The organism is Ferriphaselus sp. R-1, assembly GCF_000746095.1.
Classification (GTDB): domain Bacteria; phylum Pseudomonadota; class Gammaproteobacteria; order Burkholderiales; family Gallionellaceae; genus Ferriphaselus.
Genome location: NZ_JQKP01000001.1, coordinates 19,986 through 32,247, shown reverse-complemented (window position 1 = coordinate 32,247; position 12,262 = coordinate 19,986). Strand labels below are relative to the sequence as shown.

General features: G+C 61.2%; 10 protein-coding genes. 9 read left to right on the top strand and 1 reads right to left on the bottom strand.

Features of this window, described 5'->3' with window-relative positions; all coding sequences use genetic code 11:
• Positions 1 to 199: 199 nt before the first annotated feature.
• Positions 200 to 1,429: a porin gene (locus tag DM08_RS00150; RefSeq protein WP_035382533.1), complete on the top strand. Its 1,230-nt coding sequence runs from the start codon at positions 200 to 202 to the stop codon at positions 1,427 to 1,429.
• 117 nt (positions 1,430 to 1,546) lie between these two features.
• Here the strand turns inward: DM08_RS00150 and trpC are convergent, their stop codons facing one another.
• On the bottom strand, positions 1,547 to 2,362 hold the full coding sequence (trpC, locus tag DM08_RS00145) for an indole-3-glycerol phosphate synthase TrpC (RefSeq protein WP_035382531.1): 816 nt from the start codon (positions 2,360 to 2,362) through the stop codon (positions 1,547 to 1,549).
• An 81-nt stretch (positions 2,363 to 2,443) separates the two neighbouring features.
• Here trpC and DM08_RS00140 point away from each other — a divergent pair, with 81 nt between their 5' ends.
• The 8 genes from DM08_RS00140 to DM08_RS00105 all read left to right on the top strand — a co-directional run bounded on the left by DM08_RS00140 (position 2,444) and on the right by DM08_RS00105 (position 12,253).
• Complete coding sequence (locus DM08_RS00140; RefSeq protein WP_035382529.1) at positions 2,444 to 3,703, top strand: glutamate-5-semialdehyde dehydrogenase; 1,260 nt, start codon at positions 2,444 to 2,446, stop codon at positions 3,701 to 3,703.
• A 9-nt stretch (positions 3,704 to 3,712) separates the two neighbouring features.
• Positions 3,713 to 5,467, top strand: coding sequence for a dihydrolipoyl dehydrogenase (lpdA, locus tag DM08_RS00135; protein WP_035382527.1), 1,755 nt, complete (start codon positions 3,713 to 3,715; stop codon positions 5,465 to 5,467).
• A gap of 149 nt (positions 5,468 to 5,616) precedes the next feature.
• A complete protein-coding gene (locus tag DM08_RS00130) occupies positions 5,617 to 6,564 on the top strand; it encodes a nuclear transport factor 2 family protein (protein WP_035382525.1) in 948 nt (315 codons plus the stop codon).
• A 5-nt stretch (positions 6,565 to 6,569) separates the two neighbouring features.
• Entirely contained in the window at positions 6,570 to 7,736 is a 1,167-nt protein-coding gene (locus DM08_RS00125) for a L,D-transpeptidase family protein (protein ID WP_035382523.1), read from the top strand.
• 125 nt (positions 7,737 to 7,861) lie between these two features.
• On the top strand, positions 7,862 to 8,356 hold the full coding sequence (locus tag DM08_RS00120) for a peptidylprolyl isomerase (RefSeq protein WP_035382521.1): 495 nt from the start codon (positions 7,862 to 7,864) through the stop codon (positions 8,354 to 8,356).
• 75 nt (positions 8,357 to 8,431) lie between these two features.
• On the top strand, positions 8,432 to 9,157 hold the full coding sequence (locus tag DM08_RS00115) for a UDP-2,3-diacylglucosamine diphosphatase (RefSeq protein WP_035382520.1): 726 nt from the start codon (positions 8,432 to 8,434) through the stop codon (positions 9,155 to 9,157).
• A 51-nt stretch (positions 9,158 to 9,208) separates the two neighbouring features.
• Positions 9,209 to 10,525, top strand: coding sequence for a replication-associated recombination protein A (locus tag DM08_RS00110; RefSeq protein ID WP_275451037.1), 1,317 nt, complete (start codon positions 9,209 to 9,211; stop codon positions 10,523 to 10,525).
• Positions 10,526 to 10,555: 30 nt separating this feature from the next.
• Positions 10,556 to 12,253 carry a carbamoyltransferase family protein gene (locus DM08_RS00105; RefSeq protein WP_051937680.1) on the top strand — a complete coding sequence of 566 codons (1,698 nt, stop codon included), beginning with the start codon at positions 10,556 to 10,558 and terminating at the stop codon, positions 12,251 to 12,253.
• Positions 12,254 to 12,262: the final 9 nt, after the last annotated feature.

Genomic DNA, 12,262 nt, shown 5'->3' with positions numbered 1-12,262 from the left:
ACACGCCGGCAATGTAGGCAATGGCGATAGTGCTGTCAATCTAAAAGGGGAGCCCGTCGGCGGACGTTTTGTTGCACAAAAGCTACAGTGCGGCTTGTGCTGCCGAATGGGTTCGGACAGAATGCCGTCCATCTTGCTGGAAAAGCAGGACATAAAGTATCCGCAGGTTTAGAAGTTCAACTCATTTGGAGATCAAATTATGAAGAAGAGTCTTATCGCTCTGGCTGTAGCTGGTGCTTTCGTAGCTCCCGTTGCAATGGCTGACAGCAATGTCGTCGTGTACGGCGTAGCCAACGTGTCCGTGGACGTGACCAACACCGGCAGCAACACCGCTGGCACCCCAGGCTTCAGCAGCAACAAGGTTTCCAGCAACACCTCCCGTCTGGGCCTGAAGGGCAACGAAGATCTGGGCAACGGCCTGACCGCTGTCTGGCAAGTCGAATCCCTGATCAGCATCGACGGTGGCTCCAACGGCGCAGCTGCAGCACCGACCAACGGTCTGGCTACTCGCAATACCTTCGCTGGCCTGAACGGCGGTTTCGGTACCGTGCTGCTGGGTCGTCACGACACTCCGTACAAGATGGCTACTCGTAGCTACGACCTGTTCGGCGACACCATCGCTGACAACCGCGCAGTGATGGGCGGCGGTCTGAACACCGTGACAGCGGCAGTACCAGCCCCAAACCGCGCTCCAGCTGGCACACTCCCAACAGGCGCTGCAGCTTCGTTCGATGGTCGTCAAACCGACGTGCTGGCTTACGTTTCTCCTAACCTGGGTGGTTTCACCGGCATCGTAGCTTACGTGGCTGGCGCTGAAGGCCAGACCCTGGCTACCCAAACCAAGGGTTCCGCTTGGTCTCTGGCTGGTATGTACGGCAATGGCCCGTTCTCCATGAACTTGGCTTATGAAGTGCATGATTTGGGTACAGCACCTGGGACTTTGGGTGGCGGCGCCGCAGGCTTCTCGCTCAAAGAATCTGCATGGAAGTTGGGCGCAGGCTACAAGGCTGATATGTTCGAAGTCAATGCCGTGTACGAAAAGACCAAGGACAACTTTGGCGGTGTACTTGCTGTGCTGGGCGTAGCTCCGGTCAATGCTGATCTCTTCGGTCACCATGCCTACTACCTGTCTGGTCGCGTCAACGTGACCGCCAATGATGCAATCAAACTGGCATACGGCAAGGCTGGCAATTTGGCCGTAGTTGGTATCGGCGGGATGAGCAACACTGGCGCAGCGCAAGCATCCGTCGGTTACGACCACAGCTTCACCAAGCGCACCACTCTGTACGCTCTGTACACTCAGTTGAGCAATCAGGCAAATGCAACCTACGCTCTGGGCAACGCTGGCATCGGCAATGGCAACGTGTTCCTGAACGGCGCTGGCTCCAAGCCTTCTGCCTTCTCTCTGGGCGTGAAGCACTCCTTCTAATTGCCGCCCCGCTAGTCGGGGTTTAGCATGCAGAAACAAGAACGGGCATCTTCGGATGCCCGTTTTTTTATGGCCGCGATCTTCGCAAAGTAGGCGGGCCACCCATTCGGGATGATTTCAGACGAACAGGCGTGCCAGCTCTGCGCCGGGATCGTTAGCGCGCATGAAAGCTTCGCCGACCAGGAAAGTGTGCACGGCATGCTCACGCATCAGCGCCACATCCGCCGGGGCGAGGATGCCGCTCTCGGTGACGACGATGCGACTGCCCTCACCCTCTCCCGAGAGGCGAGGGATCCTAATTTGCGGCAGCAAGTCCAGCGTGGTTTGCAGCGTGACATTGAAGGTGCGCAGGTTGCGGTTGTTGATGCCGATCAGCGGAGTCTTGAGTTGCAGTGCGGCAGTGAGTTCGTCGCCATCGTGTACTTCCACCAAGACAGCCATGCCCAAGCTATGCGCCAGTGCTTCGAAGGCTTGCATCTGCTCCAGCGTCAATGCGGCAGCGATCAGCAGGATGGCATCCGCACCCATCGCGCGCGCCTGCCAGATCTGGTATTCGTCCACCATGAAATCCTTGCGCAACACCGGCAACTCGCAGGCGGCGCGCGCCTGCCGGAGGTAAGCCTCACAGCCCTGGAAGAACTGCTCGTCGGTCAACACCGACAGGCACGCCGCACCGTGTTGCGCATAGCTGGCGGCGATCTCGGCGGGCCGGAAGTCGGCGCGGATCACACCCTTGCTGGGGCTGGCTTTCTTGATCTCGGCGATCACCGCAGGCTGCCCGGCGGCGATCCTGGCGCGGATGCTGCCGACGAAATCGCGCGGGGTCGGAGCAGCCTCGGCGGCGGCGCGAACCTGCTCCAGCGACTGAACGGCGCGCGCGGCGGCGACTTCTTCGGCTTTGACGGCCAGGATCTTCTTCAGGATGTCGGACATGCGGGCCTCACTTTAACAAGGCGCGCATTTTAACACCCCGCTTGCGGTAAAATGCGCGCTCTACAAATCCGCTCAATCATCATGGATGACGTAACAAGCTACATGCAGCAGGTCGGACGCAACGCACGCGCCGCTTCGCGCCTGACTGCGCAGGCCGACACCGCCGCCAAGAACCGCGCGCTGGAAGCCATGGCCCAGGCCATACTGGACAGTCGCGCCGCCTTGCAGGAAGCCAATGCCAAGGATGTCACCGCCGCACGCGCCAACGGCCTGGATGCCGCCGCCATCGACCGCCTGACCCTGAGCGACAAGGTCATCGACGGCATGGCCGAAGGCTTGCGCCAGATCGCCGCCCTGGCCGATCCGGTGGGCGAGGTCTCGGACATGAGCTATCGCCCCTCCGGCATCCAGGTCGGCAAGATGCGCGTGCCGCTGGGCGTGATCGGCATCATTTATGAATCGCGGCCCAACGTGACAGCGGATGCTGCCGGGCTGTGCCTGAAATCCGGCAACGCCGCCATCCTGCGCGGCGGCTCAGAGGCCATCCACTCCAACCGCGCCATCGCCGAATGCGTGCAGGCGGGCCTGCGTGCCGCCGGTCTGCCGGAAACTGCCGTACAAGTGGTCGCCACCACTGACCGCGCCGCCGTGGGCGAGCTCATCACCATGAAGGAGTTCGTGGACGTGATCGTGCCGCGCGGGGGCAAGGGACTGATCGCGCGCATCTCCAGCGATGCCAAAGTGCCGGTCATCAAACATCTGGACGGCATTTGCCACGTCTACATCGACGACCAGGCCGACCTCGCCAAGGCGATCGTCATCGCCGACAACGCCAAGACCCATCGCTACGGCGTGTGCAACGCGATGGAGACGCTGCTGGTGAATGCCGCCGTCGCCGCCCAGGTGCTGCCGCCGCTGTGCAAGATCTACCTCGCCAAGGGCGTGGAACTGCGTGGCGACGCTACCGCGCAGGCCCTCGTGCCGCAGATGAAGGCCGCCACCGAAGAAGACTGGCGTACCGAATACCTCGCGCCGATCTTGTCCGTGCGCGTGGTGGCCGATCTGGATGCGGCCATCGACCACATCAACAGCTACAGCTCGCAACATACCGACAGCATCGTCACCGAGAACTACACCAAGGCGATGCGCTTCCTGCGCGAGGTGGATTCGTCCAGCGTGATGGTGAACGCTTCGACGCGCTTCGCCGACGGTTTCGAGTACGGTTTGGGCGCAGAGATCGGCATCTCCACCGACAAGATCCACGCGCGCGGGCCGGTCGGACTGGAAGGACTGACTTCGCAGAAATACATCGTGCTCGGCAACGGGCAGATCAGAAAATAAGGAAAGAACATGAGCACCATTGAGATCAAAGTACCCGACATCGGCGGTTTCAAGGATGTCGCCATCATCGAAATCGCCGTAAAGGCGGGCGACAGCGTGGAGGCTGAGCAGACGCTGATCACGCTGGAAACGGATAAGGCCACCATGGACGTGCCGACACCGACGGCAGGCGTAGTGAAGGAGCTGAAGGTCAAAGTGGGCGACAAGGTGGGCGAAGGCTCGGTGATCGTATTGCTGGAAAGTACCGAACAACGAGTGCCGAGTGCCGAGCCAAAAACCACTGCCCCCGAGTCTTCCGCCGCCCCCACTCAACACTCAGCACCCAGCACTCAGCACTCGACGAAAGGCGACATCCACGCCGAAGTCGTAGTGCTGGGCGCAGGCCCCGGCGGTTACACGGCGGCGTTCCGTGCGGCGGACCTCGGCAAGCAGGTGGTGCTGATCGAAAAGCACGCCACGCTGGGCGGCGTGTGTCTGAACGTGGGTTGTATCCCGTCCAAGGCGCTGTTGCATGTCGCCAAAGTCATTACCGAAGCCGAAGAAGTGAGCCACCACGGCGTGACCTTCGGCAAGCCCTCCTTCGACATCGACAAGATTCGTGGCTGGAAGGAAAGCGTCATCAGCAAGCTGACCGGCGGCCTCGCGGGATTGGCCAAACAGCGCAAGGTGCAGACCGTGCATGGGGTGGCGAAGTTCGTTGCGTCGCACATGCTGGAGGTACAAACCGCCGAGGGCGTGAAGACCGTCTCGTTCGACAATTGCATCGTCGCGGCGGGTTCCAGCGTGGCACGCATCCCCGGCTTCCCCTATGAAGACGAGCGCATCATCGATTCCACTGGCGCGCTGGCGCTGAAGGATGTGCCCAAGCGCATGCTGGTGATCGGCGGCGGCATCATCGGACTGGAAATGGCGACGGTGTACGACGCGCTGGGAGCGCAGATCTCCGTGGTCGAGCTGATGGATCAACTGATGCCGGGCGCGGACAAGGACATCGTCAAGCCGCTGCACAAGCGCATCGAGAAGCGCTATGAGTCCATCATGCTGAAGACCAAGGTGACCCAGATCGAGGCGCTGCCGGAAGGTCTGCGCGTGACGTTCGAGGGCGAGCAGGCACCTGCTGAGCCGCAGTTGTACGACCGCGTGCTGATGGCTGTGGGCCGTCGCCCGAATGGTCGCGCCATCAACGCCGAGGCGGCAGGCCTGGCGGTGAACGAGCGCGGCTTCATCCCAGTGGACAAGCAGCAGCGCACCAACGTGCCACACATCTACGCCATCGGCGACATCGTCGGCGACCCGATGCTGGCGCACAAGGCAGTGCACGAGGGCAAGGTGGCGGCGGAGAACATCGCCGGACACAAGGCGTTCTTCGAGCCGCTGACCATCCCATCCGTCGCCTACACCGATCCGGAAGTGGCGTGGATGGGACTGACCGAGACCCAGGCCAAGGCGCAGGGCATCGAATACGAAAAAGGCGTGTTTCCCTGGGCAGCTTCCGGTCGCGCCTTGTCCATCGGTCGCGACGAAGGTTCGACCAAAGTGCTGCTCGACCCCAAGACCCGCCGCATTCTCGGCGCGTCCATCGTCGGCACCAATGCGGGCGAGCTGATTGCCGAAGCCGTGCTGGCGTTGGAAATGGGGGCCGATATGGAAGACATCGGCCTGACCATCCACCCGCACCCCACGCTGTCGGAGACGCTCAACTTCGCCGCCGAAATGGCCGAAGGCACCATCACCGACCTGATGCCACCGCGCAAGCGCCACTAGTCCGGGAATAGCCCTTTATCCCACTCAAAAAGATGGTAAATTCGGCGAAAAATATTTATAGTTCGGGGCGCGTCGGGGCAAGTAGGAATAATTCTTATCAAGCAACGCTATTTCCGTGATTTCAACCAACAATTTTGGAAGACTACGACATGAAGAAGTCCTGTTCAATTGGCCAGCGCAGCGTGTTCTGTGCACTCTTGCTTTGCTTCAGCCTGACTGCTGGCGCTGATGACTTCCAGGATGCGAACTCCCTGTTCAAGCAGGGGCAACATGCCAAGGCGCTGGAAAAGGTGAACTCCATTCTGGCGAACAAACCCAAGGATGCGCAGGCTCGTTTCCTGAAGGGGCTGATTTTGGTCGAAGAGAACAAGCCCAACGATGCGATCGCCGTCTTCACCGCTCTGACCAACGACTACCCCGAGTTGCCCGAGCCATACAACAATCTGGCGGTACTGTATGCCGGCCTGGGACAGTATGAAAAAGCCAAGGTGGCACTGGAAGTCGCCATCCGCACCCACCCGAGCTACGCTACGGCCCACGAGAACCTCGGCGACATCTACGCCAAGATGGCCAGCCAGGCGTATGACCGCGCACTCCAGTTGGATCGCAGCAACGCCAAGACCCAAACCAAGCTGGAGCTGATACGCGAGCTGTTTGGCACCAAGGCAGCCAAGCCTGCCAAGACGGCCAGTGCTGCAGCAACCCCCGCTGCACCCATCGCACCTGCCGCCGAGACCCGGACTGCACCGGCTGACGCTGGCGATGCTGCCATCCTGAAGATGACCAACGACTGGTCTGCTGCGTGGTCGACACAGGACGTGAAGCGCTACCTGTCCTTCTACGCCCCGGATTTCAAGACTCCGGGCGGCGAGGATCGTGCGGCCTGGGAAAAAACCCGTGAAGAACGCATCTCTGCGCCCAAATTCATTCAGGTCTCCATCGAGAATGCCAAGGTCAGCAAGATCGATGACACCCATGCCAGCGTCACGTTCAAACAGATCTATCAATCCAGCAAGCTGAACTCGACCGGCACCAAGACCTTGCTGCTGGTCAAATCAGGCAATAGCTGGCAGATCCAGGAAGAGCAAGCCAAGTAATCGGCATGACCAAGCGTCTCCGGCTCTCACTTCTGGCCGCGCTACTCGCCATCCCCGCGATGGCGATGGCCGAGTCCCGCTCTTTGGAAGCCCAACTCGCCCATGCCCTGCTGGCATTGAAGGAGGGCCACATGGATGCGGCCCTACGTGAAGCCGATGCCTTGGTCAAGGCCAATCCTAACTTCCGTCTGGCTCAGCTGGTAAAGGCCGATCTGCTGATGGCCAGAGCCAAGCCGCTCACCGGCTTCGGCAATGCTTCCGGTGCGCCCCATGACAAGATCGAGGACCTGCGATCAGAAGCTCAAGCCCGGTTACAACGCTATCAGGACCAGACCCCGGTCTCCTCTATCCCCAAACACCTTTGGAAACTGGATCCGGAACAGAAGCACGCTCTGGTCGTCGATGCCAGCCGCTCCACCTTGTACGTGTTCGAGAACGTGGATAACGAACCGCGTTACGTGACGGACTATTACATCAGCATAGGCAAATCCGGTGCGGACAAGACCAACGAGGGCGACAAGCGCACGCCTATCGGCGTGTATTACGTCAAGGACAGCTTGCCCGCCAGCAGCCTGACCGACTTCTATGGCGTGGGAGCTTTCCCGCTGAGCTACCCGAATGAATGGGACATCAAGCATGGCCGCAGCGGCCATGGCATCTGGATCCACGGCACGCCGAGCGACACTTACAGCCGCCCCCCGCTCGCCAGCAGCGGCTGCGTGGTGCTGGCCAACGATGACCTGAACCGGCTGTCCAAGATGTTGCAGATCGGCAAGACACCCGTGGTCATCACCAACCAGATGGAATGGTCGGATGACAAGGACAAGGCAGAGCGTGACGCACTGCTGAAGGAGATCGAGCATTGGCGCACCGACTGGTCCAGCCGCGATACCGAGGCCTACCTGAAACACTATGCCCGTAACTTCTACAGTGAAGACATGGACTACGCCGCCTGGGCCAGCCACAAAGGCAAGGTCAATGCAGGCAAAGCCTGGATCAAGGTCGAGGTGAACAATCTCAGCGTGTTCCCCTACCCTGGCACCACCAACATGGCCGTGGTCAACTTCGAGCAGGACTACTCCAGCAACAATCTGAACAACAAGATGAAAAAGCGCCAGTATTGGATCAAGCAAGGTGAGCGCTGGCAGATCCTGTACGAAGGCGCGGCCTGACCGCTCAGCTCCAACGCACGTCCCCGGTACTTCACATGAAGAGATTCTTTGCCTTTCTATCCCTGCTGCTGTCGCTCTCTGCGTTCGCAGCCCCACTTCACACGTCAACTCAAGGAAAACACCCCATGGTCAAGCTGCACACCAACTTCGGCATCATCACTCTGGAACTGGATGCCGAGAAAGCCCCGGTCACCGTCAAGAACTTCCTGGACTACGTCAACAGCGGCTTTTACAGCAACACCGTGTTCCATCGCGTGATCGATGGTTTCATGATCCAGGGCGGCGGTTTCGAGCCGGGCATGAAGCAGAAATCGACCAATGCGCCGATCAAGAACGAAGCCGACAACGGCTTGAAGAACGAGCTGTACACGATCGCCATGGCGCGCACCTCCGACCCGCACTCGGCGACCGCCCAGTTCTTCATCAACATCAAGAACAACAGCTTCCTCAACCACTCCGCCCCCAACAGCCAGGGCTGGGGCTATTGCGTGTTCGGCAAGGTGGTGGACGGCACGGACGTGGTCGATGCCATCCGTAAGGTGAAGACCGGTAACAGCGGTTTCCATCAGGATGTGCCCAAGGAAGATGTCATCATCACCAAGGCTGAAGTGGTGCAATAAGCACCTGCTTCCCTCTCCCGGCGGGAGAGGGAAAGGCCGGAGCTCACTCCGGACTGCCCATTGGTCACCGCCCCGATGACTCACACCCTGCTCATTTCCGACCTGCATCTATGTCGGAGCCAGCCGCAGATCACGGCTGCGTTCGAGCGTTTTCTGTCCGAGTACGCTCCCCGCGCCGAGGCGCTATACATCCTCGGCGACCTGTTCGAATACTGGGCGGGCGACGACGATCTCGATGATCCGTTCCATCGTCAGATTACCCACAGCTTGCATGAGCTGTCGGCTAGCGGCGTTTGCCTCCATCTGCTGCACGGCAACCGCGACCTGCTGATGGGCCAGGCGCTGGCATCCGCTTGCGGAGCCACGCTGCTGGCCGATCCGGTGCTGGTCGACCTCTATGGCAAGCCGACGCTGCTCAGCCACGGTGATGCGCTGTGCACCGACGATACCGAGTACCAACAGTTCCGTAAGCTAGTCCGCAGTCCAGCCTGGCAGCAGCAGTTCCTGACGCAGCCGCTTGCTGAGCGCAAGGCCTACATCGAGCAACTGCGCGAGCGCAGCCACAACGAGAAACAGGTCAAAAGTGCGGCTATCATGGATGTGAATGTCGATGCCGTCGCCGCGTTGTTGCGCGCACATGCCTACCCGCGCCTGATCCACGGCCACACCCACCGCCCCAACCGCCATGTGCTGCATCTCGATGACCATACCTGCGAGCGCTGGGTGCTAGGTGATTGGGACGAACACGGTTATGCGTTGCGCTGTGCTGCCGACGGTTGCGAAGTCCTGCGTGGCATCTAGCCGCCCGGTTTTTTCCGGCGCACACGCCGATTCGGATTATCATTGCGCACCATGATGGCAGCCCAAGACTCCCTGTTCCACTCCCATACTCCCGCCGCGCCGCTGGCCGAACGGCTGCGTCCGCAGCATATCGACGAAGTCATCGGCCAGTCGCATCTGCTGGGCGAGGGCAAGCCGCTGCGGCTGGCGTTCCAGTCCGGCAAGCTGCATTCGATGATCCTGTGGGGCCCGCCGGGCGTGGGCAAGACCACGCTGGCGCGGCTGATGGCGTCGGCGTTCGATGCCGAGTTCGTGCCGCTGTCGGCGGTGCTGTCCGGCGTGAAGGACATCCGCGATGCCATCGCGCAGGCCGAGCAGACCTTGCAGCAGAGCGGCCGCCACACCATCCTATTCGTCGATGAAGTGCACCGTTTCAACAAGTCGCAGCAGGATGCCTTTCTGCCTTTCGTCGAGCAGGGGCTGGTCACCTTTATCGGCGCGACCACCGAGAACCCTTCTTTTGAACTGAACAACGCGCTGTTGTCGCGGGCGCAGGTGTATGTGCTGCAATCTTTGTCCGAGGACGAGATGGGGCAATTGTTCGAGCGCGCGCTGCAGGTCGATTTGCGGGGGCTGGAGTTCGACGCGGCGGCGAAAGAGCGCGTGATCGGCTATGCCGACGGCGATGCGCGCCGCCTGCTCAATGTGCTGGAACAGTTGCAGACCGCTGCCAACGCCGCGAAGCTGGACAAGGTCGACACCAAATTCCTCGATGCCACGCTGGCGCAGAAGATGCGCCGCTTCGATAAGGGTGGAGAGGCTTTCTACGACCAGATCTCCGCGCTGCACAAATCGGTGCGCGGCTCCAATCCGGATGCGGCGCTGTACTGGTTCACCCGCATGCTGGACGGCGGTGCCGACCCGCGCTACCTGGCTCGCCGCATCGTGCGCATGGCCTGGGAAGACATCGGCCTGGCCGACCCGCGCGCCATGCAGCTGTGCAACGATGCCGCTACCACCTACGAGCGCCTCGGCTCGCCGGAAGGGGAACTGGCGCTGGCGCAGGCGGTGCTCTACCTCGCCGTTGCCGCCAAGTCGAACGCGGGCTATGTCGCGTATAATGCCGCCCGCGCTTTCGTCAAACAGGATAGCTCGCGCGAAGTGCCGCTGCACCTGCGTAATGCGCCGACCAAGCTGATGAAACAGCTCGATTACGGCAAGGATTACCGCTACGCGCATAACGAGGCGGAAGGTTACGCAGCAGGCGAGCACTATTTCCCCGACGGCATGCCGGAGGTGAGCTTCTACCAGCCCACCGGGCGCGGACTGGAAGGCAAGATCGCCGAGAAATTGGCGCATCTGCGCGCGCTGGACGAGCAGGCGAAATAGCTCGTGATTCGATATTTTCTGAGGTTCTAAATGATCGTTCTTGGCATCAATGGCAATCGGCGTGACCACAACTCTGCCGCCGCAGTGGTGATCGACGGCAAGGTCGTCGCCTCGGTCGAGGAAGAGCGCATCTCGCGCATCAAGTGCGACAACGCCTATCCCACCGGAGCGATCGCCGAAGTGCTGTCCATCGCCGGTATCCGTGCGCAGGATGTCGATGTGGTGGCGATGGCGAACCTTTCGCGCTGGGATCAGAAACCCATCCTCGATCAGCTGTTCAAGCGCGTGGCGCTGCTCGGCAAGCAAGAGCCCGAACTGAAGAAGTTCTACTGGAAGCACGTGTTCGAGCGCTATACGCGCGCCCTGCGCCCGCGCCGCAAACCCGAAGGTGCACTGGCCGACAAGCCGATGCAAGCCATCGGCCACCATCGCGCCCATGCTGCTTCAGCCTACTATTGCAGCCCGTTTGGTGATGAGCGCGTCGGTGTCATCACGCTGGATGGTGCGGGCGATTTCTCGTGGGGCTCGGTCTGGGTAGGCGCACATGGCAAAATGCAAGAGGTCCTGCACCTGTCCTACCTGAACAGCATCGGCCTGTTGTATTCCGCCATCACCCACCATCTGGGCTTCATCGCCGGTCGGCACGAAGGCAAGGTGCTGGGCTTGGCCGCCTTCGGCAACCCCGAGCCCTTCCTGTCGCGCTTGATGGCGCACACCAACCCCAAGGACTGGAACACCCTGTTCGATGCTCGGCTGACCCGGGTGCCATTGCGTCCGGTCTCGCCGATGGGGACCGAAGTGGTCAAGGAGCTCTGCGGTGACCTGTCGCGCGAGGACATCGCCGCCGGACTTCAGGCCTACACCGAGCAGATGATCTGCGCCTGGGTGCAGGAGCAGGTCGGCAAGCTGAACGTGAGCAAGCTGGTGCTGGCGGGTGGGGTGTTCTCCAACGTCAAGTTGAACCAGCGCATCCTCGCGCTGCCCGGTGTCGACAACATCTACGTCCATCCCAATATGGGCGATGGCGGCCTGGCGACCGGGGCGGCACTGGAAGTCTATGCGCTGGCACTAGGCGGCCTGCGCCCGACACTGGGCGGCGTCTATCTGGGCACCCGGATCGATCGCGAGAATGCGCTGCAAGCCTTGCAAGCGGCGGGCGTAAGTTTCGAAGAGCCGGAGAATCTGGCACAGACCGTCGGTCGTCTGCTGGCCGACGGCAAGGTGGTGGCGCGTGCCGATGGCGGCATGGAATACGGCCCGCGCGCGCTGGGCAATCGCACCGTGATGGCTCCCTGCCACGACCCCAGCATCAACCAGTGGCTGAACAAGAAGTTCGCCCGCACCGAATTCATGCCGTTCGCGCCGGTCATCTTGCAGGAACGCGCCCATGAGTATTTCCCGGACTGGGCGGAAGACCAGATCGCGGCGCGCTTCATGACCATCACCTACGATGCGTCCGACATCGCCAAGCAAAACATCCCGGCCGCAGTGCACATCGACGGCACGGCGCGCCCGCAAGTGCTGAGGCGCGAGGACAACCCCGGCTACTACGACATCCTGAGCGAATACTGCACCATCACCGGTGTGCCCAGCGTGATCAACACCAGCTTCAACATGCACGAGGAGCCCATCGTGCGCACCGCCGCCGAGGCGATACGCGCTTTCGAGGCAGCCGGGCTGGATGCACTGGTGCTGGGGCCGTTCCTGTACCGGGCGCAGCCGCGCTGATGCCCAGGC